Genomic DNA, 22,820 nt, shown 5'->3' with positions numbered 1-22,820 from the left:
AATGAAGCTTTCAAGCCAGTTAGTGTTAAGCTCACTAGCTGTATTCGTATTGACTGCCTGTTCAGGTGGTGCCAATCAGCGTCGTCAAGCAAAGGACGACTTCGAGTATTTGAACACGCCTGCTCTTGAAGAGTGGAGTGTACCGGCAGGTGCTCAACCTCAGTTTTACCCGAACTACCGTATTCCTGAAGGAAACTACGCTGGTGGTATTGGTAAAGATGTTGATATTCGTCCGCCTCAGCAAGTATTGGAATTGATCCCTGGTGCTCGCCTAGATCGCAGTAGCGACGGTGAAGTAACACTATGGCTGCTTCGTAAGGATGAACTGGATAAAGTTTGGAAGACCGTTCAAGAGATGGTTGCAGAGAACAAGATCCCAGTTGAAAGCCAAACGGATAACCGCATCGAAACAGGTTGGGTGACTTGGAACTCTCCTGATGAAGAGATGGAAATCGGCAGCCGCTACGAGATTACTCGCGGTGAGATGAATGGTCGTCATGGCTTCAAGGTAAGCTTGATTGACTGGCGTGAAGGCAACCAAGTCAAAGAAGTGACACGTACCAACCGTGAGCGTTACAACGTGTTCATGACCAACTTGGTAACGGCACGCTACGACCAACACGTACGTGAAGAAGCGCAACGTAAAGCACAAGAGCTAGTGAAACACATCCCAATTACCATGGGTAAAGACCGCAGTGGTCTGCCAGTTATCATTGCTCGTGCACAATACAATGTCGTGTGGAACCGTCTGCCTGATATCATGCCGAAGATGGGCTTCAAGATTGAAGAGCGCAGTCAGTCGCAAGGTACAGTGACTGCGAAATACGCGTCACCGGATGATGCGTTCTGGAATGACATTGGTGTTAAGCCAATCGATCTAAACTCTGGTACTTACACCTTCTTGCTTGGTGATCTAGGTAACCGTACTTCTATCAACATTACTGATTCGTCTGGTAAGCCAGTAGAAGAAGAGTTCTTGAAATCACTTGCGCCAGTACTGGCTGCGGTTGTGAAAGACTAACTTCGCTACAAATAAGTAGATTTGAATAGTAAAAAAGGGACCGCAATGGTCCCTTTTTGATTGCTTACTTGATGTCAAATGTTGAAGAGTGCATCAAGTGCGAGAGATTAGCGATTTTCGTCTTTCTTCTCGCTTTCCTCTCCATAGCGTTCTTTGTCTAGTTCGTTCAGCTTATCTAAATCGTTTTTTCGACTTTTATCCATCTGACCAAACTTCATTTTTGCGGTGTACTTAAGCGCAGCAATGTTACCAACCACGATACTGAGCACTATGATGATAATGACCCAGGGGTTGGTGAGAATTTCGATCATAGAGCCTCCGGCGGCGTGATGTTGTGAATAAATTGGGTGATAACCTTATCCAAATTATTCAATATGACATCCATCCCTGCAATGCTGTCGATCTGATTTTGCTTAATTAACTGAGTTTTCAGCAACTCTGGTGTTAACAATGACAGGCATTGTTGCCCTACAGATTTGTGGCTGATGTGCCAAGGTTCGATGGCGACACCGCCTAAGTCTTGTTGATAAGGGAAAAAGAACCCAAAGCTATCGAGGTTATCGACTAACCATTGATAGAAAGCACGCTGATGACCTTCGAGATACTCCCATGGTTCCAATTGTAATTGTGTATCAGCGGGTAATAAGTTACGCGCATAAACATCAAAATCACACCCCCAATGATGGCGACTGCCTCCGGGTAAGGCGGACCAACGAAGAATCGCAGTGAGCTTTTCTTCGTCATTGAGTAGAGTTTTGTCGAGCGGTTGCGAATCGGAATCGAGGATCTTCAGTTCACCTGCAAACTTACCGTTCCAGATTGCTTTCTGACGGTTAAAGTCACGGAACCCACTGGCGATCTCCATCTTAAAGCCTGATTGTGTGGCGGCTTCAATCATGTTTAGTAAGTCGTCAGCCACTTCAGGGTGAAGCAGAAAGGCTTTTTGACCCACTAATGTGGATTGCAGATGGGAATCGGTCATTCCGGTAAGTTGCTCTGGCGTCATGGCACTCTCGTTAATTGTTGCATGTTTCGTTATGACACTATTGTGCGAGTAAGTGTTTCAACGTGTTTTGGTACATGTCCGTTAATTTCTCAAGGTCATCGACTTTTACACATTCGTTCACTTTGTGGATAGTCGCGTTCACCGGACCAAGCTCAACCACCTGACCGCCCATGCGTGCGATAAATCGACCATCAGACGTTCCGCCAGTGGTGAGCAACGCAGGCTTCGTGCTGTTGACTTCATCGACGGCAGCAACGACTGCGTCAAGCAATGCTCCAGTATCGGTGAGGAACGGGTCACCATTGAATGTCCATTTCAGATCGTAGTTTAAATCGTGTTTGTCGAGTGTTTGGGTCACGCGGTCAACAATGATTTCGTTGCTGAGTTCTGTGCTAAAGCGCAGGTTGAACTGCACGTTAAATTCGCCAGGAATCACATTCGATGCACCAGTACCAGCAGAGACATTCGGGATTTGGAAGCTTGTCGGTGGGAAGTAATCGTTGCCTTGGTCCCATTCTGTCGTAGCAAGTTCATGAATGGCTAATAGTGATTGATGAACCGGATTATTAGCAAGGTGAGGGTACGCCACGTGACCTTGTGTTCCTTTTACCGTTAAATCACCCGTGATTGAGCCACGACGACCATTCTTAACTACATCTCCCACAACTTCAGTGCTTGAAGGCTCACCAACGATGCACATGTCGATGTTCTCGCCACGAGCCATGAGCGTTTCAACGACGCGAACGGTGCCATTAATGAAAGGACCTTCCTCGTCTGAAGTGATCAAAAAGCCAATCGAACCTTTATGGTCTGGGTTTTCTGCAATAAAGCGTTCAACCGCGACCACCATACAAGCTAGAGAGCCTTTCATGTCTGCTGCGCCACGCCCGTGAAGGTAACCGTCGATAATGGTTGGTTCAAAAGGAGGTGTGTCCCATTGCTCCAATTTGCCTGCTGGCACGACATCTGTGTGTCCGGCGAAAGCAAACAGTGGTGCTTCTGTACCTCGGCGAGCCCAGAAGTTTGTTGTGTCTTCAAACACCATCACTTCGATTTCAAAACCAAGCGCTTTTAATCGCTCGATCATTACTTCCTGACAGCCTGCATCTTCAGGCGTTACGGACTGGCGGCTGATCAGGTCTTTAGCGAGTGCCAGTACTGGACTGTCTGTCATCCTTGATTGTTCCTTTAATTAAGAGTTAAAAATGGTCGCGTATTGGTCTGCTTTGAAACCAATATGAAGTTGGTCTTCAACTTTCAAGATTGGGCGCTTAATCATCGCTGGGTTTTCTACTAGCAGCGCGATTGCGTTTTCTTCGTTAAGAGAATCTTTTTGTTCTTGAGTCAGCTGTCGGAAAGTCGTGCCACGTTTATTCAATACTTGTTCCCAACCCAGCGCGTTACAAAATTCAGTCACCATTGCCGCATCGATACCTTGTTTGCGGTAGTCGTGAAAATCAAAAGCAACGTTTTCCGCTTCTAGCCATTTCTTGGCTTTTTTAATCGTGTCGCAGTTTGGGATGCCGAACATGGTGATCGTCATATTATTTCCTTTTCTCTTTGTGCTTTACTTATCGGTTTGCGCTATGGAACGCCCGATTTTGCATTGTTTTTGGCTGTTCAAGCATCCTATCAAGAAGCAACCACTGTGACAAAATCATGCGGCGAATATTTCACAGGTCAGTGCTCTATTGGACCGTGCTCAGTCGTTCATTCCTCCACCAAACAGCGATAAGAATGATAAAAAACTTGGCTAAATAGCACGGAAAAGTCGAGTTATTGATCAAACGCAACATCTTGCTGAGCAAAAAAGAAATAATGAATCAGCACAATTTTAGGAGGTGTCAATGGAATTGAGTCCTGTTTTTGCAAGGCGGCTATATTTGGCCTTGTTGGTGGAAAACCTAGAAAGGCCAAATGTACCAAAATTGATCGAAAGAACGGGGTGGCCTCGTCGTACTATTCAAGATGTACTCAAGGCATTACCGGGGATCGGCATCGAACTCATCTTCGTTCAAGATGGTCGACGTCATAACGACGGCTATTACCAACTTTCGGATTGGGGACCTTTTGACAGTCAATGGGTTCTTGAGCGAGAGGGAGATATCGCTAGCAGTCTTGGATTTCGTGCATAAGCCAGCAATTGCTGGCTTTTTTTTACGTCTGGGAAACGCTTATTGGCAGCGGTAGGCAGTACCAAGCACACTGAAGGAAGTAGCAAAGTCTTGTGGGGCGATCATGTAAACCGTATCGGCATTGAGCAATACTGCATTGTTTTTTAGGTCGACCATGGCTCCATGCATCATGGCGTCATTGGTGTAGAACAAGTAACTGTACCAGTGACCTTCGCTGCCAGTGACTTCACCTAAATACTCGCATTGATCCGGATTGAACTGGCTATCAAAGCGAATCTGAACGTCATCACTTGATGCCGTTGGTAGCGTTGATGGTGACGAACAACCCATCAAAGCCAATGCGATGCCTCCTATCATCACATAACGCTGCATATTATTTCCCCATCATGATGTAAGCCGCGAAACCAATCCAGCTCAGAACCAATAGTGCCCAAGGTAATACAGCTGGTTTGCTCGTTGGTGCTTCAATATTTGCTGATTCTTGTTCAACGACGTCATCACGTTGACGCTGTTTTTCTCTCTGTTGTTTCTTCTTCGCTTTGTCTGCTTGTCGATTGCGTTCTTTCTGCTGTTTTTTATACTGCGCGATGCCTTTCTCAATGCCCTGAGCAATCAGTTTGGTTTGCTCTTTCGTTTGACCGGGTTTTTGAGTGGACTTTGCAATCTTCATCGCTTCAGTTTGCGTTTCTTGGGAAGGAACGGGTGCTACTGTGTTTTTCTTTTTCATGTTTCTTATCGACGTCGCTGTAAATCTAAACCTAGTTTACCTGCGTACGATGATGAAATGAACTTTAGTTCTCAGCTTTGCTAGGTTGCAACTCTGAAACGATCGGTTAAAGTGGCGTTTTTATGAAACTAAGAAGACGAGATTGTGCGTTACTCATTTGATCAATATGACGCTCATGGATTTTTAAAAGCGCCGATTATGTTATGGCTAGGATGGATGTTCCTAGCGCGCTCTTGGGTGGTGTTTGCCATGGCAGGAGTGAGTAGAGACAGCGGTAGCAAGATACTATCGATTGTGTACCCCGATTCTAATACGTTATACCTCGGACTATCGATGGGTATCCCAAGTCTATTATTGATGTGGTTAATGGGCTTGCGGCATCCAGAGCGAGGGTGGGTGAATCAAATTACCCAGCATGGTCGTGCCATGACTTTGATCTTGTGCGGTATTCAACTGGCTCAGACCATGTATCATGTCTACCTCGAACATGGTGTATTCAATTGGGCGAATGCGCTCACAATTACCTTGTTAACTTGGTTTATGATCTATCTTCTAAATGGAAGATGGGTAAAAGACTGCTTTAACGTGCCACAAGTTGAGCACAAAGAAGAACAGCCATCAAAAAATTAAAAACAATAATTCCCGCATGGGGCAATGTATAGAGGATATCTCAATGTCACAAGCTCAAACGGCGATTGTGCCTGAAGCAGGACCATTTGCACTTTACACTCAGTTAAAAGTGAACCAAAACCGTGAAAACGTACTGGCAAAACTAAAAGCGCTACCTGAGCTAGTAAATGAGCTCAATGCGAACCAACCAGGTGCTGATTTAACGATTTCTATCGCATTCACGAAATCTTTTTGGCAGCACCTAAACATGCAAATGCCAGAAGAGTTGATCGACTTCCCTGAGTTGGGGGAAGGTGACGTATTTGCGCCAGCAACAGACGTGGATGTCTTGATTCACTGTCACTCAACTCGTCACGATTTGCACTTCTATGTACTGCGTAAATTCTTAGTTGAAACTGCAGAAGATGTGACGGTAGTGGATGAAACTTACGGTTACCGTTACCTAGATGCTCGTGACATGACGGATTTCGTTGATGGCACAGAAAACCCGAAAGGTGATGCGCGTGCTGACGTTGCATTGATCAAAGACGGCGCTTTCGCTGGTGGTAGCTACGTGATGGTTCAACGCTTTGAGCACAACTTGCCTGCATGGAACCGTTTGAACGTATCTGCACAAGAGAAAGTCATTGGTCGTACTAAGCCAGATTCTATTGAGCTAGAAGACGTGCCAGCGGCTTCTCACGTAGGTCGTGTAGACATCAAAGAAGAAGGCAAAGGTCTTAAGATCGTTCGTCACAGCTTGCCGTACGGCACAGTAACTGGCGCACATGGTCTTCTGTTCATCTCTTATTGCAACACTATCCACAACATCAAAGTGATGCTAGAGAGCATGTACGGTGTTACCGATGGTAAGACTGACCAACTGCTTCGTTTCACCAAAGCAGTAACAGGTGCATATTTCTTCGCTCCTTCACAAGAAATGCTAGCGGAATTGGCGATTAAGTAATTCTTCGCCAACCCTCCAATGATTAAAAAGGCAGAGTGATCTGCCTTTTTTGTTTCCCCTCATTCTTGCCTGATAAGACTAACGGACCGTCAGTGGTCTTTTGCCATCAATAGCGCCTTTCTCTAGTTCGTAAAGTGGGCTAGTACTGTGACTGCTCCAGCGATGATCTTCGCGTGACTTCTTGCGATATTGCGTTGGCGTTACACCAATATAATTCTGAAAAGTCTCATAAAATCGGCTGCTAGAATTAAAACCTACCGTTAAAGCAATATCTAAAATTGTCCGGTCAGTATCACTCAACAGTGCTCTGGCGTGGTTAATCCGCATTGCCGTGATATATTGCTTGATGGTCATCTGCATGGTTCGTTGGAACACGTTCATCGCGTAGTTAGTGTGCAGCCCAATGTGCTCTGCTATGTCTTTTATCGTGACCGGCTGGTTATGATGGGTGGCAATGTATTCCAGCATTTGACTGACGTAAAACTGCGAGTGTTTGGAGACGCCTTTCTTGGTCGATTTTTCTTGTCGATTGATACTCAGTTGTTGCCAGCCATCTAAACACATTCTTTTTAACATCAAGCCAATTTCATCAATCGCTAATTGCTGGCGACTTTCCGAAGAGTGGTTTATTTCTTCTGCCCAGCGTGCTAACTCAAACTCACTGACTAATGAACTGGCGTTTGATTGCAGCACACAACCATGGGTGATCTGATTGACGAAGTCTCGATTTAGCGTCCAAGACATAAAGTGGTGAATCGGAATATTGATGATCCCCATATTATGACTTTTGCCCGGATTGGTGAGCCGATGAGGAACTGACGCCCAAAACAATCCTATCGAGCCTGCTTTCACCACGACTGGACTGCCATTAATGATGTACTCGACATCATCACCAAAAGGAATGTTGACCTCTACTTGTCCGTGCCAGTGATAACCCGGCATAGAGTGGGGCGGTCTAAGCTCGATATCGATTTTTTCATAGGATGAGTACAGCGAAAGTGGGCTTACAGAAACCGTTTCGGAAGAATACTTATCTTGAATCACCACTTTTAATGTATCTAACTCTGCCTTGGACTCTACCTTCTCCATCGCCCACCTCTTAGGAAACTGTATAAGTTATTTGTACTAAATCTGTTGAAACAAAACTCAGAACAGCTTCAAAAACACCAATTACTCTGTTTTATAAGATTTTGGTTATGTGACTTAAATCGCCGTAATAACTAGTCTCAGCGTATTTTCCCACCTTCTTTATCCGTGATTTACACAAAAATATCCCATTTCCTAAGATTTTTTATTGGTTGATTTTAAATATTAGGAAACGGGAGAGTGATTGGTTTATCTGAGACGAATTCGGCCTTGCGACAGGTGTAACTTAAATGCATCGAAACAAAAGTATGAAAGCAAAAAGGATTCAACTATGAAAAGCCCTAAAATCACATTCATCGGTGCGGGTTCTACGATTTTTGTGAAGAACATTCTTGGCGATGTGTTTCATAAGCCGGCCTTCAAAGGGGCGCAAATTGCCTTGATGGATATTGATGAAATCCGCTTGGAGGAATCACACCTAGTAGTAAGCAAGTTGATGGAATCATCCGGTGCGACGGGTACGATCACTTGTCACTTAAACCAAAAAGAAGCATTGCAAGGCGCAGACTTTGTCGTTATCGCATTCCAAATCGGTGGGTATGAGCCATGCACTGTAACGGACTTTGAGATTTGTAAGCGTCACGGTTTGGAGCAAACCATCGCCGACACCTTAGGCCCAGGCGGCATCATGCGCTCACTGCGCACGATTCCTCATCTTTGGAGCGTGTGTGAAGACATGACTGAAGTGTGTCCAAATGCCACCATGCTCAACTACGTTAACCCAATGGCGATGAACACATGGGCGATGTATGAGAAATACCCTCACATCAAACAAGTGGGCTTGTGCCATTCCGTGCAAGGGACGGCGGAGGAGCTGGTTCGCGACCTTGATATCGAATATTCAGACCTTCGTTACACCTGTGCAGGCATCAACCACATGGCGTACTACCTGACACTCGAAAAGAAAAACGAGCAGGGGGAATATGTCGACATTTATCCTGATTTGCTTGAGGCATTTGAATCAGGCAAAGCGCCGAAGCCGGGTTTACATCACAACGGTCGCTGCACCAACCTAGTCCGCTACGAGATGTTTAAGAAGTTGGGCTACTTTGTGACGGAATCATCAGAACATTTTTCTGAATACACCCCATATTTCATCAAACCAAATCGCCCAGATCTGATTGAACGTTATAAAGTGCCACTTGATGAATATCCTAAACGTTGTGTAGAACAAATTGCTGATTGGAAAAAAGACCTCGAAGACTTCAAAAACGCGGATCAAATCACCGTCAAAGAGTCGCATGAATACGCGAGCACCATCATGAACTCGATTTGGACAGGCACGCCAAGTGTTATCTATGGCAACGTGAAGAATGAAGCGTTAATTGACAACTTGCCACAAGGTTGTTGTGTGGAAGTGGCTTGTCTGGTGGACGCAAACGGCATTCAACCTATCAAAGCTGGTCGATTACCAAATCACTTAGCGGCATTAATGCAGACCAACATCAATGTTCAGACTCTTCTGACGGAAGCCATCCTCACTGAGAACCGAGATCGTATCTATCATGCTGCCATGCTTGATCCTCATACCGCGGCAGTGCTTGGACTCGAAGAGATTTATGCCCTTGTTGATGACTTGATTGAAGCACACGAAGGTTGGTTGCCAGCGTGGGTGCATCAGTAAATCCTGAATCACAAAACCAATATCAATAAAAACGACAATAACGTGAATATACTGCGCCTTCTCGATGAGGGGGCGTAAGGAGTAACAAATGAGTATCTCTATGAATACCAAGCTAAGCTACGGCTTTGGCGCATTTGGTAAAGACTTCGCTATCACCATCGTTTACATGTACTTGATGTTCTACTACACCGATGTTGTTGGTATTTCGGCTGCCGTGGTGGGAACCATCTTCTTAATTGCGCGTATTTGGGATGCAGTGAATGACCCAATTATGGGTTGGATCGTGAACAATACCCGCACACGTTGGGGTAAATTTAAACCTTGGATTTTAATTGGCACCATCACCAACTCAGTGGTGTTGCTCATGCTGTTTAGTGCGCATCACATCGAAGGACCATGGCTTATTGCTTATGCAGCAGTGACTTACATTTTATGGGGCATGACCTACACCTTAATGGATATTCCTTTCTGGTCACTGGTTCCAACACTCACTCTGGACAAACGTGAGCGTGAAGAGCTTGTGCCATACCCTCGATTCTTCGCTAGCCTTGCATGGATTGTTACCGCCGCAATCGCAATGCCGTTCGTCAATTATGTCGGTGGCGACGACAAAGGATTTGGCTTCCAAGTGTTTGCCATTTTGCTTGTCGGTTGTTTCCTTGTCTCAACGTTTATCACGCTACGTAACGTCAAAGAGCGCTATTCAACCAGCAACCTTGACGTGACGAAACCTGAAGAAAAAGTCTCACTGAAGAAGCTCCTCTCGCTTATCTACAAAAATGACCAGTTAACGAGCGTGCTTTGTATGGCACTGTCATACAACCTCGCTACCAACATCATCACAGCATTTGCGGTTTACTACTTCACGTATGTGGTCGGAAATGAGGAACTTTTCCCTTACTACATGGCTTACGCTGGTATCGCGAACCTAATTACACTGGTGTTGTTCCCTAAATTGGCGCAAATGTTTTCACGTCGAGTGTTATGGGCATGTGCGTCTAGCTTCCCAATCTTAGGCAGTGCAGTCCTTATCTACGTAGGCATGTACGACAAACAAAGCATTCTGCTGATTTCTACAGCGGGCGTGTTATTGCAAATCGGTACGGCGCTATTTTGGGTGCTGAACGTCATTATGGTGGCGGATACAGTGGACTATGGTGAGTACAAGCTAGGTTCACGCTGCGAGAGTATTGCTTACTCAGTACAAACGCTGGTGGTTAAAGCAGGTTCAGCTTTTGCGGCTTTCTTCATTGGTATCGCACTGACCGCAGTGGATTATGTACCGAACATGGAACAAAGCCCTGAAACCGTCTTTGGCATGCAATGCATCATGGTTGGGCTGCCAGCTTTCTTCTTCGCTATCGCTTTGGTTGTGTACTTCCGCTTCTACAAACTCAACGGTGCTTACCACCAAAAAATTCAGGACCATCTGACCGAGAAATACGACCATATTACGACGCAAGAGACGTCAAAAGACCTTACGCGTAAATCTGCCAAGCCGGCAGAAGCACTCTAATCCTACACAGTCAGCGTAAGCTTATTGTTTACGCTGACCTATCAGCACAACGCTCCGCCTTTTTATTTCTCCATCTCTTTTCTCAAAAAACACTAAACCTTTATTTAATTTGGTCGATAAGTATTCAAAGCCTTAATTTCAGGACCAATATTTGTGGCGATCACCGTTAATACCAATGTGGCAGCACTTGTCGCACAGCGTCATTTGACCAGTGCAACTGACATGCTGAACCAATCCATGGAGCGTTTGTCTTCAGGGAAGCGTATTAACAGTGCAAAGGATGACGCTGCGGGTCTGCAAATCTCCAACCGTCTGCAATCGCAAATGCGTGGTTTAGATGTTGCCGTGCGTAATGCGAACGACGGCATTTCTATCATGCAAACAGCGGAAGGCGCGATGAATGAAGTGACCAATATCATGCAGCGCATGCGTGATTTGTCACTCCAATCTGCTAACGGTTCAAACAGCAAAGCAGAACGTACAGCACTGCAGGAAGAAGTTTCTGCACTTAACGATGAGCTAAACCGCATTGCAGAAACTACCTCTTTTGGGGGTCGTAAACTGCTTAATGGCAGCTTTGGCAAGTCGGCATTTCAAATTGGCGCTGCGTCAGGTGAAGCCGTGCAAGTTGAATTAAAGTCGATGCGCAGTGATGGCATTGATATGGGCGGTTTTAGTTACATTGCAAACGGACGCGCAAGTTCTGATTGGCAAGTAAAAGATGGTGCAAATGAACTTAGCATGTCATTTAATAATCGTTTTGGTGAAACGGAAACCATCCAAATTAATGCTAAAGCTGGTGATGATATCGAGGAGCTTGCGACTTATATCAATGGTCAGACGGACAAAGTTACGGCGTCAGTGAATGAAAAGGGTCAGTTGCAGTTGTTTATGGCTGGTGAAGAAACCTCGGGAACTTTATCGTTCTCAGGTGATTTAGCTAGTGAGCTGGGTTTACAGCTGAAAGGGTACGATGCGGTTGATAACATTGACATTACGTCTGTCGGTGGCGCTCAACAAGCTGTGGCTGTCCTTGATACTGCGATGAAGTACGTTGATAGCCATCGTGCAGAGCTAGGCGCGTATCAAAATCGCTTTAATCATGCGATCAATAATCTGGATAACATCCACGAAAACCTAGCAGCATCGAACAGCCGCATTCAAGATACTGACTACGCCAAAGAAACCACGCAAATGGTGAAGCAACAAATTCTGCAGCAGGTAAGCACCTCTATTCTTGCACAAGCAAAACAAGCCCCAAACCTTGCTTTAACCTTACTTGGCTAAGGCATTCTACTTCGTAATTTCAAGACAAAATCAGCCTGTATCGACAGCGAGAAAAGAAGCTTTAGCGATAATTTGAAGTTTTTTTGCTTTTTTATCTGCTTCGTCACGATTACCCCTCCAAATGAAATTTTTTAAAAAATATCTAAATTTTTTCCTAAAGAAATCAGGGTATGCGCCGTTAATAAAAGTAACTTTGAGAGAACTACTTGGTTTTCCGAGACGTCGGAAACCGCTACATCGGAAAATCAATTGGAGAAATCACCATGGCAGTGAATGTAAACACTAACGTATCAGCGATGACCGCTCAGCGTTACCTAAACAACGCAAACTCAGCACAACAAACTTCAATGGAACGTTTGTCTTCAGGTTTCAAAATCAACAGCGCGAAAGATGACGCTGCGGGTCTTCAAATCTCGAACCGCTTGAACGTACAAAGCCGTGGCTTGGATGTGGCTGTTCGTAACGCGAACGACGGTATCTCGATTGCACAAACAGCAGAAGGTGCAATGAACGAGACAACCAACATCCTACAACGTATGCGTGACCTATCTCTTCAATCAGCGAACGGTTCTAACTCAAAATCTGAGCGTGTTGCGATTCAAGAAGAAGTAACGGCACTAAACGACGAACTAAACCGTATCGCTGAAACAACATCATTCGGTGGTAACCGTCTACTTAACGGTACTTACGGTACTCAGTCTTTCCAAATCGGTGCAGATAACGGTGAAGCCGTGATGCTAAACCTAAAAGACATGCGCTCTGACAACAAATGATGGGCGGCGTGAGCTACCAAGCTGAAAAAGGCAAAGATAAAGACTGGGGTGTTGAAGCGGGCAAAAATGACCTAAAAATCAGTCTGACAGACAGCTTCGGTAAAGAGCAAGAAATCAACATCAGCGCAAAAGCGGGTGACGATATCGAAGAGCTTGCGACTTACATCAACGGTCAAACAGACCTAGTGAAAGCGTCAGTAGACCAAGACGGTAAACTGCAAGTTTTCGCTGGTAACAACAAAGTAGAAGGCGAAGTGGAGTTTTCTGGCGGTCTTTCTGGTGAGTTAGGTCTAAGCGACGGTAAGAAAGTAACGGTTGATACCATCGACGTAACATCAGTAGGTGGCGCACAAGAATCTGTCGCTATCATTGATGCGGCGTTGAAATACGTAGATAGCCACCGTGCAGAGCTAGGTGCTTTCCAAAACCGTTTCAACCACGCAATCAGCAACTTGGACAACATCAACGAGAACGTGAACGCGTCGAAGAGCCGTATTAAAGATACCGACTTCGCGAAAGAAACGACTCAAATGACTAAGTCACAAATTCTATCGCAAGCGTCAAGCTCAATCCTTGCGCAAGCGAAACAAGCGCCTAACTCAGCGCTAAGCCTACTAGGTTAATTTTTAACCTAAAGGCAAGAACCTCATTGGCTCGTGGTGAGAGATGAGCGAGTAAACCCAGCTTCGGCTGGGTTTTTTTCTGCCTGTTTTGGATTAGGGTCTGTTGACCTTTCGTGATGATTTTTGCAGCAATTTGTAGGTGTTTTATACAAGGCAGAGGCTTTGATATGTAGCTATTCTACCTGATAAGCCGATAACGCAGTAGAAAGCACCTACAAACGCTGCCCAAAGGGTTCGGCTGGGCGCCCCCGGCTAAAAGCGTTTTACTCTTTGTTGAGTCAATTTTACTTAGAACCACTAGGTTTAAATCGACTCGCCGCGATTAAAACGCTTTTGACTAGGTGTCCCCATCCGAACAAAATTTAACCACGAAAGATAAACTGACCCTAATAACCCAGCAGCTAGCCAACCCATTGAATATTAGAGATTCATCACACTTCAGTAAGCTAAAGAAAATAATCGCAAAAAATTGAAAATTTCTCCTAAAGGATATTTATAGGTCGCCGTTAAAGGGACTGAGAGAAATGAGATGTACCTAAGTGAGGTGAGAGACACGACGGTGCATCAACTAAAGCCTTAAGGAGATCAATTATGGCGATTAACGTTAATACTAACGTTTCTGCGATGACCGCACAGCGTTACCTAAACCAAGCGGCTGAAGGTCAACAAAAATCAATGGAGCGTTTGTCTTCGGGTTATAAAATCAATAGCGCGAAAGATGATGCTGCAGGTCTACAGATTTCTAACCGTTTGAACGCACAGAGCCGTGGTCTAGACATGGCTGTGAAAAACGCGAACGACGGTATTTCTATTGCACAGGTTGCTGAAGGTGCAATGAATGAATCTACCAACATCCTACAACGTATGCGTGACCTATCGCTTCAATCTGCGAACGGTTCGAACTCAAAATCAGAACGTGTAGCGATCCAAGAAGAAGTAACAGCGCTTAACGACGAGCTAAACCGTATCGCTGAAACAACCTCTTTCGGTGGTAACAAGCTTCTAAACGGTACTTATGGTACTCAATCTTTCCAAATCGGTGCGGACTCTGGTGAAGCAGTAATGCTTTCTATGGGTAACCTACGTTCTGATACTTCTGCAATGGGTGGTAAGAGCTACGCAGCAGAAGACGGTAAAGATGCGTCATGGACAGTGAGCGATAAAACTGAACTTAAAATGACGTACACCAACAAGCAAGGCGAAGAGCAAGAGCTTACTGTCCAAGCAAAACAAGGCGACGATATTGAGCAGCTAGCGACTTACATCAACGGTCAAAGCGAAGATGTAAAAGCGTCTGTTGGTGAAGATGGCAAACTACAAGTATTTGCTTCTTCTCAAAAAGTAACGGGTGACGTTGAGTTCTCTGGTAACCTAGCGGGTGAGATCGGCTTCGGTGACGCAAAAGACGTAACGGTTAAAGACATCGACGTAACAAGCGTTGCAGGCTCTCAAGAAGCGGTAGCTATCATTGATGGCGCACTAAAATCAGTAGACAGCCAACGTGCGTCTCTTGGTGCATTCCAAAACCGTTTCAACCACGCTATCAGCAACCTAGACAACATTAACGAGAACGTTAATGCGTCTAACAGCCGTATTAAAGATACTGACTACGCGAAGGAAACAACGGCAATGACTAAGTCGCAAATCCTTCAACAAGCAAGTACTTCAATCTTGGCTCAAGCGAAGCAGTCACCATCTGCAGCGCTAAGCTTGTTGGGCTAATCGGGTCGACTCAGCCTAGTGATTACGTCACCAAAGCGATAGACCTATCGTTAGCCCATAAGGTGGAAGGGAGATTGTAATGGAAATATCCTCCTACACATCGAACATCCAGCCTTACGGCACACCGAGTGGCACAAAAGTTGCTAAAGAAAATGGCGTAGGCGCGCCTAGCACAGCAAGTTCAAACGGTACCGCTTCGCCTGTAAAAGCGAACGATGCCGAACGCGATCTCTCTGTTCAAGCTGCACTTGAAATGGCGGATACCCGCCAAGAGCTGAACAGAGAAGAACGCGAAAAAATGGTTAAGCAAATGAATGAATTTGTCGACGCCATGAATAAGGGAGTGGCGTTTCGTGTTGATGAAGAATCGGGTCGAGACGTCGTGACGATATACGAAGCCACAACCGGTGATGTTATTCGTCAAATTCCTGATGAAGAAATGCTAGTGGTTTTGCGTCGCCTAGCTGAACACACAGCTAACAGCGGTTTGTTAGTTGAAAAGGTGTAAGTCGTTTTTGAGGTGATTTGATGAGTTTAGGCCCTTTGGGGATGTCTGGCGGCATGGATATCAATTCCATGGTCAGCAAAATTGTGGATGCCGAGCGTGTGCCAAAGCAGCAACGCATCGACAACGAGCGTGCGACAATTGACGCCAGCATCAGTGCCTACGGGCGACTCAGAGAATCGTTGGATACGATGAAGAATCTCATGACGAACTTTCGTCAGGAGAAGGCTTTTGCTGTTCGTACGGTAGATACTACCGACGATGCAGTGGTATCTGCGACCGCAACAACAGACGCTATAGCCGGTAAGTATGCTATCGATGTGTTGCAGCTTGCACAGAGTCATAAAGTGGCTTCTGACGTTTTGCCAGAAGATGCTAAGTTTGGACCTGGTAAGCTGCAGATTTCTCTTGGTGATGACACCTTCGACGTTAATGTCCGTTCTAGTTCTAAGCTAGTTGATGTCGTTCGTGGAATTAACGGCGCTAAGGATAACCCTGGCGTACGTGCTTCCGTTATTAACGACGTAGAAGGGCCGCGTTTGATCCTTGCTTCGAATCTATCGGGCAAGGACCATCAAATTAAAGTCAGTGTGGATGCCGATGCAGGTAACCCGCTGAAACATTTCGAATACAAAACTCTAGAAGACCGAGTGAACGCGCTTGAAGAAGCTCGTGAAGCGGCTGAAGCCGTACTTGGACCTCTAAAAGAACCAGAATCAACAACCGATGCAGACCAACCAGAACAGGTGGATGCAGACGGCAATCCTATACCTCCTGAAGAACAAAAAGCGGCAGAAAGTGCGCAAGATGGCGCATCCGATGAACCGATCTCTGCATCCGGCGCTGCTGCGGCGAAAGCTGGACAAGAAGCGATTGATGCCGCTAACAAGCGTGCAAGTATGCGCCCACAAGACAGCATTCCCGGTTGGACTGAAACGGCTTCAGGAACACTTCTCGATTCTTACCGTCCACCGGAACTCGAACTGGATGAGAAAGCGATTGAGAAAGCGCCAGATGTTCCTGGGTGGGATAACACCGCCTCAGGCACACTCACCGATTCATACGTAACAACGAAAGAAGCGAAACAACAGCTCGAACAAGAAAAAGCGGAAATCGAGCAAAAGATTGCGGATGAAAAACAAGAGCTTGACCAAAAAGTTGAACGAGGTGAGCTAACTGAAGCGCAAGCAAAACAAATTCATCGAGCCAAGCTTGAGCCAGAGGAGCGCGAACGTCTTGAAAAAATAGACGTAGCAGAAGCCAAAATCGCAGAAGCAGAGAAGTCTTTTGAAGCGTACTCGGGCATGATGGAAGTACAAGCTGGGCAAGACTCGCAAGTGATGCTTGATGGCGTTGCACAGCTATCTAGTCACAACAACGTGATTGAAGATGCTATTGAAGGTGTCAACTTGACCCTTAAAGGCAAGTCCGAAGTAGGTAAACCTCCTGCTGAAATCGGCGTAGAATACGACCGCGGCAGCGTGCGTAATGACATTGAAAACTTTGTCTCTGCTTACAACTCGTTCTACCAAACATCGAAAGCACTATCGAGTGTTGACCCTACCACTGGTCAGAAAGGACCGCTTGCGGGCGACAGTACAGTGCGTAATGCCGATGCGAGGCTGAAAGCGGTATTCTCAACGGCGATTGACAAAGCACCAGAAGATTTAAAATCCCTGACTGAGTTCGGTATCACGACCACACGCCAGGGCACATTAGAGATTAACTACGACATGCTGGATCGCCAGTTGAACAGCAACTTTAACGAGTTGGAAAAGTTCTTTGGTGGTAATACCGGTTTTGCCAAACGCGTGGAAGACGCGATTCAGGGCATTACAGGGTTTACTGGCAGTATTCGTACTCGTGAAAAAAGCTTAACTGAGCAGAACTATCGTTTAGGTGATGACCAAGCGGCATTAGATCGCCGTATGGATAGCCTTGAAAAACGCACCCACGCTAAGTTTGCCGCTATGCAAGATGCCACGGGTAAGATGCAAGGGCAGTTGGGCGCATTGATGAACGCGTTGGGTCAATAGATGCGAAGTGAACTCATTGAAATTAGTGATATTGATCAACTAATTGCGCAAGAACTAGAAAAAGTCGACTTTAATGCTGAAGAAATTCTTCGCTTGGTCGATATCAGGGAACGGTTATTGCAAAACCTGCTACCCATTGTCGAGAGCAATCCGTTGGTGAAGCAGGAAGCAGAGTGGCAAGACTTGCTCACTCGTACCAAAAGAATTGTTGAGCTGATGCAAAACGAAACCACGAACGTTGGTAAAGAGCTACATAAGTTCCGTTATGGTAAGCGTTCGCTTCAGCAGTACAAAAAATTTATATAAAAGAGGAATACTATGCGCGGTTCTTTGCAAGCATACAAAAAGGTATCAGTCGACAGCCAGCTGAGTGCGGCGTCTCCGCACAAAGTCATTCAAATGCTAATGGCAGGTGCGATTGAGCGTCTGATCCAAGGTAAAGCAGCAATGCAAGCAGGTAACATTCCAGCAAAAGGCGAGCGTCTAGGTAAAGCGTTAGACATCATCATTGCGCTACGCAGCTGCCTTTCAATGGACGATGGTGGTGACATTGCTTCAAACTTAGATTCACTTTACGAGTTTATGATCACTCAGATTTCTGCCGCGAACCACCAAAACGATCCTCAACCGATCGACGACGTTATCGACATCATCCGTGAGATCAAATCAGCGTGGGACCAGATCCCAACTGAGTTCCACAACCTAACTGCTGCAGAAGTAGGCATTTAATAAAGAAAACAATACCTTACTGATTTGGTAGGGTATTGTGTCTGATTGCACATCAAGTCGTTCAGCAAAGTTACAATCAAGCTCACACCTCTTTATTGCTTGGTTGCCTTATTTTTTTATTCAAATAAAATAGAAGTCATTAGTGGCCCTAATGGCTTTTTTTTGTTGCTGATTTTCCTATTTTGTCTATCGTTAATTGAGAGTGGTCCCACCTTTTCTGACACTCAATTGCGCAAATCAAGGTCTGGCCGCAACAACCCCATAATAAAGGCAATCATTCTTACTTATGCAAGGTTTGGCAAAGCTGCTTGTAATCGATGACGACGCACCAAGTCGTTTAAATATAAGCAATATATTGGAATTTGTTGGAGAAAGTTGCGAAGCTGTCAGTTCTGATCAGCTAGGCGATGTAGACTGGTCTAGTGTTTGGTCAGGTTGTATTGTGGCTAACATCTCTGCCGGTCAGGCTGCGACAGCAGTAATGACACAACTCAACGAAGCGTACCATATCCCTCTTCTCGTCATGGGCTCTTTCCCATTGCCTGTTGATGACTTGCCAAATTTTGTCGGTGAATTAGAGCAACCTCTAAACTACCCGCAACTTAGCGAAGCGTTACGTCACTGCAAAGACTTTCTTGGTCGCAAAGGTGTGAACGTTGTTGCAAGTGCTCGCAAAAACACTCTTTTCCGCAGTCTCGTTGGTCAAAGCCGTGGTATCCAAGAAGTTCGTCATTTGATTGAACAAGTATCAGGTACAGAGGCAAACGTCTTGATCTTGGGTGAATCAGGGACAGGTAAAGAAGTGGTGGCGCGCAATATCCATTATCATTCTGCTTACCGCAACGGTCCGTTTGTGCCAATTAACTGTGGTGCGATCCCACCAGAGCTTTTAGAAAGTGAGCTGTTTGGTCATGAAAAAGGTGCATTTACCGGAGCTTTAACGGCACGTAAAGGTCGTTTTGAATTAGCAGAAGGTGGCACGATCTTCCTTGATGAGATTGGTGATATGCCAATGTCTATGCAAGTGAAGCTGTTGCGCGTATTGCAAGAGCGCTGCTTTGAGCGTGTTGGTGGCAATACGACGATCAAAGTAAACGTTCGTGTTGTAGCTGCAACTCACCGTGATCTAGAAACCATGATCGACGATGGCACGTTCCGTGAAGACCTCTTTTACCGCTTGAATGTATTCCCAATTGAAATGCCTGCGCTAAAAGCGCGTAAGCAAGACATTCCTTTGCTGCTGCAAGAGCTAATGACGCGTCTTGAAGCTGAAGGCGGACAACCAATTTGCTTCACTCCTCGTGCTATCAACTCGCTGATGGAACACAACTGGCCAGGTAACGTACGTGAACTTGCTAACCTTGTTGAGCGTATGGTGATCCTATACCCGAATAGCTTGGTCGACGTGAATCATCTTCCGACTAAATACCGCTACAGTGATATTCCTGAGTTCCAACCTGAAGGGAACCCATTCACAACAGTGGAAGAGCAAGAGCGTGATGTATTCCAAGATATCTTCTCTGAAAACTTCAGCTTTGAAGAGCAGAGCGATCTTGACCACAACATGAATGCTCCTCAAGCACTGCCACCGGAAGGAGTCAACTTGAAAGAGTTGCTAGCCGATATGGAGGTCAACATGATCAGCCAAGCGTTAGAAGCGCAAGGCGGTGTAGTGGCACGAGCGGCAGATATGCTCGGTATGCGTCGTACGACATTGGTTGAGAAAATGCGTAAATACAACCTACAGCGCTAGGTTTATCTGATAGCCAAAGTTCACACTTTCAACGGTGATTGGTTATCTTTTCTGATAACGAAAGCACCATTTTCCTAGTGTCAACTTCTTGTCGTTCGCATAACGCTATGATAAATATAGAAAATAGCTTGGTACGCTAATTGCTTACCAAGCTATTTTAGTTTGTAAGTGGCGACAATTCGACAGGCAGTGAATGGACAACAACACTAACCAATCCCATTTAGACTCAGTAGAGAATCAGGTAGAGCGTTATAAACAGGTTCTGGACGTAATGCCGGCTGGCGTGATCTTGTTAGACACGCACGGAGTGGTCCGTGAAGCCAACCCGGAAGCGCATCGAATTCTTGAGATTCCATTAGTCAACGAGAAATGGTTCAACATCATCCAAGCGGTTTTTGATCCGCGTGAAGATGATGGTCATGAAATTTCACTGCGCAATGGTCGCAAAGTGCGTTTGGCCATCTCTGCCTCGGCGACGGGTCAGCTTATCCTGATCACTGACCTAACAGAAACCCGCTTACTGCAATCTCGCGTGAGTGACTTACAACGTTTGTCATCACTCGGTCGTATGGTGGCGTCGCTCGCTCATCAAGTTAGAACGCCTTTATCAAGTGCGATGTTATATGCATCAAATTTAGGTGCGCCGAATCTCCCTCCTGCGACAAGAGAGCGATTTCAGAGCAAATTAATGGATCGACTGCACGATTTGGAGAAGCAGGTTAATGATATGCTGCTTTTTGCCAAAGGTGGTGATAATAAAGTCATTAAGCCATTTAACATTGCTCAGCTGGTGGCTGAATATCAGCCCATGGTGGAAACCGCACTGAAAAACAACAGCATCGATTACTTCCTAGAAGTTGAGGAAGAGCAGACTGAGCTATTAGGTAACGCGAATGCCATTGCTTCAGCATTGAGTAACTTAGTGATGAACGCGATTCAGATGTCAGGCAAAGAATCGCAAATTGATGTCTTTTTCCGCCCGGTAAACGGTGAACTGCGCATTTCTGTGCAAGACAGCGGACCGGGTATACCAAAAGAACTACAAGCCAAAATTATGGAGCCCTTCTTTACCACGCGTTCTCAAGGAACGGGGTTGGGACTTGCTGTTGTTCAAATGGTTTGCCGTGCCCATGACGGTCGATTGGAACTCATTTCAGAGCAGGGTGATGGAGCCTGCTTTACCATGTGCATTCCGCTAGAGCGAGTGCAAGCACATACTGGAGAATCATAATGGCGCAAAGCAAAGTGCTGATCGTAGAAGACGATGAAGGTCTTCGTGAAGCCCTAGTGGATACTCTGGCTCTGGCTGGGTATGAGTGGTTAGAAGCCGATTGTGCAGAAGACGCTTTGGTGAAACTGAAGTCGAACGCGGTAGACATCGTAGTTTCAGATGTACAAATGGCAGGTATGGGTGGCTTAGCGCTGCTCCGTAATATCAAACAGAATTGGCCAAATATGCCCGTTCTGCTTATGACGGCTTATGCAAACATTGAAGACGCCGTGTCGGCAATGAAAGAAGGTGCGATTGATTACATGGCGAAGCCATTTGCACCAGAAGTCTTGCTCAACATGGTAAGTCGCTACGCGCCAATTAAAAGTGACGACAATGGTGACGCGGTAGTTGCAGATGAGAAAAGTCTGCGTCTGCTTGCTCTAGCTGACAAAGTAGCGCGCACTGATGCCAACGTTATGATCTTAGGTCCTAGCGGTTCTGGTAAAGAGGTTATGTCGCGTTACATTCACAACGCTTCAAACCGTAAAGATGGTCCATTTGTTGCCATTAACTGCGCTGCGATCCCAGATAACATGCTTGAAGCGACGCTGTTTGGCTACGAAAAAGGAGCCTTCACTGGGGCAGTTCAAGCTTGTCCAGGCAAATTCGAACAAGCACAAGGCGGTACCATCTTGCTAGATGAAATCAGCGAGATGGACTTGAGTCTGCAAGCGAAGTTACTACGTGTTTTACAAGAGCGTGAAGTGGAGCGTCTGGGCAGTCGTAAGAGTATCAAGCTTGATGTTCGCGTACTTGCAACCAGCAACCGCGATCTTAAACAGTACGTTTCAGAAGGAAACTTCCGTGAAGACTTGTACTACCGTTTGAATGTTTTCCCAATCGCATGGCCAGCACTCTGCGAACGTAAAGGTGACATCTCGCCACTTGCGCAGCATCTTGCTGAGCGCCATTGCAGCAAGATGGGTATGCCTGTGCCTAAGTTCTCTCAAGTTGCATTAGATAAGCTGCTTCAATACCCATGGCCGGGTAACGTTCGTGAGCTGGATAATGTGGTTCAACGTGCGTTGATTTTGAGTGAAAACGGTGACATAGATGCTGAACATATTTTGCTAGAAGGTGTAGATTGGCAAGATGCAAACAGTCTGCAACATGTTGTTCAGAATGCAGAAATGGTCGTACCGGATGTCAAGCCAGTCGCACAAGCTGAGCCAATCAACCGAGTAGCGTCTGGTGGTGAAGGTCTAGGCGGGGAACTCCGTGACCAAGAATACGCCATTATTTTGGAAACATTGATCGAATGTAACGGACGTCGTAAAGAAATGGCAGAAAAACTGGGTATTAGCCCACGAACTCTGCGCTACAAACTTGCTAAAATGCGTGACGCTGGTATCGATATTCCGGCTTAGT

22 protein-coding genes and 1 pseudogene are annotated in these 22,820 nt (G+C 45.8%); 16 read left to right on the top strand and 7 right to left on the bottom strand.

The window, feature by feature from the left end; all coding sequences use genetic code 11:
• The first annotated feature begins 1 nt into the window (after position 1).
• The gene (bamC, locus tag J4N44_RS12610) at positions 2-1,021 is read left to right on the top strand and encodes an outer membrane protein assembly factor BamC (protein WP_005445344.1); all 1,020 of its coding nucleotides are present in this window, start codon (positions 2-4) and stop codon (positions 1,019-1,021) included.
• A 107-nt stretch (positions 1,022-1,128) separates the two neighbouring features.
• On the opposite strand, the gene J4N44_RS12605 is transcribed toward bamC, so the two are convergent.
• From J4N44_RS12605 to J4N44_RS12590, 4 genes are read right to left on the bottom strand one after another with little or no spacing between them, the layout of a single operon-like run.
• Positions 1,129-1,332 carry a DUF2897 family protein gene (locus J4N44_RS12605; RefSeq protein ID WP_005445345.1) on the bottom strand — a complete coding sequence of 68 codons (204 nt, stop codon included), beginning with the start codon at positions 1,330-1,332 and terminating at the stop codon, positions 1,129-1,131.
• Positions 1,329-2,027 carry a M15 family metallopeptidase gene (locus tag J4N44_RS12600; protein WP_017189298.1) on the bottom strand — a complete coding sequence of 233 codons (699 nt, stop codon included), beginning with the start codon at positions 2,025-2,027 and terminating at the stop codon, positions 1,329-1,331. The genes J4N44_RS12605 and J4N44_RS12600 overlap by 4 nt, the downstream gene beginning before the upstream one ends.
• A 37-nt stretch (positions 2,028-2,064) precedes the next feature.
• On the bottom strand, positions 2,065-3,201 hold the full coding sequence (gene dapE / locus J4N44_RS12595; RefSeq protein WP_005445347.1) for a succinyl-diaminopimelate desuccinylase: 1,137 nt from the start codon (positions 3,199-3,201) through the stop codon (positions 2,065-2,067).
• 18 nt (positions 3,202-3,219) lie between these two features.
• Positions 3,220-3,570: an ArsC family reductase gene (locus J4N44_RS12590; protein ID WP_005436871.1), complete on the bottom strand. Its 351-nt coding sequence runs from the start codon at positions 3,568-3,570 to the stop codon at positions 3,220-3,222.
• Between the two features lie 304 nt (positions 3,571-3,874).
• On the opposite strand from J4N44_RS12590, the gene J4N44_RS12585 reads away from it, so the two are divergent.
• The gene (locus tag J4N44_RS12585) at positions 3,875-4,162 is read left to right on the top strand and encodes a winged helix-turn-helix domain-containing protein (RefSeq protein WP_005445349.1); all 288 of its coding nucleotides are present in this window, start codon (positions 3,875-3,877) and stop codon (positions 4,160-4,162) included.
• A gap of 39 nt (positions 4,163-4,201) precedes the next feature.
• Here the strand turns inward: J4N44_RS12585 and J4N44_RS12580 are convergent, their stop codons facing one another.
• Positions 4,202-4,534 (bottom strand): DUF4156 domain-containing protein, encoded by a 333-nt coding sequence (locus tag J4N44_RS12580; protein WP_005445350.1) that lies wholly within the window; start codon positions 4,532-4,534, stop codon positions 4,202-4,204.
• A gap of 1 nt (position 4,535) precedes the next feature.
• A complete protein-coding gene (locus J4N44_RS12575; RefSeq protein WP_252044512.1) occupies positions 4,536-4,889 on the bottom strand; it encodes a DUF2956 domain-containing protein in 354 nt (117 codons plus the stop codon).
• Between the two features lie 144 nt (positions 4,890-5,033).
• Between J4N44_RS12575 and J4N44_RS12570 the strand changes: the two genes are divergently transcribed.
• Together J4N44_RS12570 and J4N44_RS12565 are read left to right on the top strand one after the other, a co-directional pair.
• On the top strand, positions 5,034-5,519 hold the full coding sequence (locus J4N44_RS12570; RefSeq protein WP_005445352.1) for a DUF2919 domain-containing protein: 486 nt from the start codon (positions 5,034-5,036) through the stop codon (positions 5,517-5,519).
• 43 nt (positions 5,520-5,562) lie between these two features.
• The gene (locus J4N44_RS12565) at positions 5,563-6,465 is read left to right on the top strand and encodes a Dyp-type peroxidase (RefSeq protein ID WP_005445353.1); all 903 of its coding nucleotides are present in this window, start codon (positions 5,563-5,565) and stop codon (positions 6,463-6,465) included.
• A gap of 78 nt (positions 6,466-6,543) precedes the next feature.
• Here J4N44_RS12565 and melR read toward each other — a convergent pair whose 3' ends face one another.
• Positions 6,544-7,554: a transcriptional regulator MelR gene (gene melR / locus J4N44_RS12560; protein WP_061065326.1), complete on the bottom strand. Its 1,011-nt coding sequence runs from the start codon at positions 7,552-7,554 to the stop codon at positions 6,544-6,546.
• Positions 7,555-7,882: 328 nt separating this feature from the next.
• Between melR and J4N44_RS12555 the strand changes: the two genes are divergently transcribed.
• From J4N44_RS12555 to J4N44_RS12500, 12 genes and pseudogenes are all read left to right on the top strand, one after another.
• Complete coding sequence (locus tag J4N44_RS12555) at positions 7,883-9,235, top strand: alpha-glucosidase/alpha-galactosidase (protein ID WP_252044511.1); 1,353 nt, start codon at positions 7,883-7,885, stop codon at positions 9,233-9,235.
• Positions 9,236-9,323: 88 nt separating this feature from the next.
• On the top strand, positions 9,324-10,751 hold the full coding sequence (melB, locus tag J4N44_RS12550) for a melibiose:sodium transporter MelB (protein WP_252044510.1): 1,428 nt from the start codon (positions 9,324-9,326) through the stop codon (positions 10,749-10,751).
• Between the two features lie 153 nt (positions 10,752-10,904).
• Positions 10,905-12,038 carry a flagellin gene (locus J4N44_RS12545; protein WP_017189303.1) on the top strand — a complete coding sequence of 378 codons (1,134 nt, stop codon included), beginning with the start codon at positions 10,905-10,907 and terminating at the stop codon, positions 12,036-12,038.
• Between the two features lie 263 nt (positions 12,039-12,301).
• Positions 12,302-13,434, top strand: a pseudogene (locus J4N44_RS12540) (flagellin).
• 591 nt (positions 13,435-14,025) lie between these two features.
• Positions 14,026-15,156, top strand: coding sequence for a flagellin (locus J4N44_RS12535; RefSeq protein ID WP_005448343.1), 1,131 nt, complete (start codon positions 14,026-14,028; stop codon positions 15,154-15,156).
• Between the two features lie 79 nt (positions 15,157-15,235).
• On the top strand, positions 15,236-15,664 hold the full coding sequence (gene flaG / locus J4N44_RS12530; RefSeq protein ID WP_005448345.1) for a flagellar protein FlaG: 429 nt from the start codon (positions 15,236-15,238) through the stop codon (positions 15,662-15,664).
• A 20-nt stretch (positions 15,665-15,684) separates the two neighbouring features.
• Complete coding sequence (fliD, locus tag J4N44_RS12525; RefSeq protein WP_005448347.1) at positions 15,685-17,697, top strand: flagellar filament capping protein FliD; 2,013 nt, start codon at positions 15,685-15,687, stop codon at positions 17,695-17,697.
• The gene (gene fliT, locus J4N44_RS12520; protein WP_005448349.1) at positions 17,698-18,003 is read left to right on the top strand and encodes a flagellar protein FliT; all 306 of its coding nucleotides are present in this window, start codon (positions 17,698-17,700) and stop codon (positions 18,001-18,003) included.
• A 12-nt stretch (positions 18,004-18,015) separates the two neighbouring features.
• Positions 18,016-18,426: a flagellar export chaperone FliS gene (fliS, locus tag J4N44_RS12515; protein ID WP_005438665.1), complete on the top strand. Its 411-nt coding sequence runs from the start codon at positions 18,016-18,018 to the stop codon at positions 18,424-18,426.
• 286 nt (positions 18,427-18,712) lie between these two features.
• Positions 18,713-20,179: a sigma-54 dependent transcriptional regulator gene (locus J4N44_RS12510; protein ID WP_005448351.1), complete on the top strand. Its 1,467-nt coding sequence runs from the start codon at positions 18,713-18,715 to the stop codon at positions 20,177-20,179.
• Between the two features lie 193 nt (positions 20,180-20,372).
• Positions 20,373-21,410 carry a sensor histidine kinase gene (locus tag J4N44_RS12505; RefSeq protein WP_005448353.1) on the top strand — a complete coding sequence of 346 codons (1,038 nt, stop codon included), beginning with the start codon at positions 20,373-20,375 and terminating at the stop codon, positions 21,408-21,410.
• Positions 21,410-22,819 (top strand): sigma-54-dependent transcriptional regulator, encoded by a 1,410-nt coding sequence (locus tag J4N44_RS12500; protein WP_005448355.1) that lies wholly within the window; start codon positions 21,410-21,412, stop codon positions 22,817-22,819. Before J4N44_RS12505 ends, J4N44_RS12500 begins: the two co-directional genes overlap by 1 nt.
• The last annotated feature ends 1 nt before the right edge of the window (position 22,820 follow it).

It is taken from the genome of Vibrio sp. SCSIO 43155, from assembly GCF_023716605.1.
GTDB lineage: Bacteria > Pseudomonadota > Gammaproteobacteria > Enterobacterales > Vibrionaceae > Vibrio > Vibrio harveyi.
The sequence above is the reverse complement of the archived record's forward strand: the minus strand, read 5'-3'. Positions and strand labels throughout refer to the sequence as shown.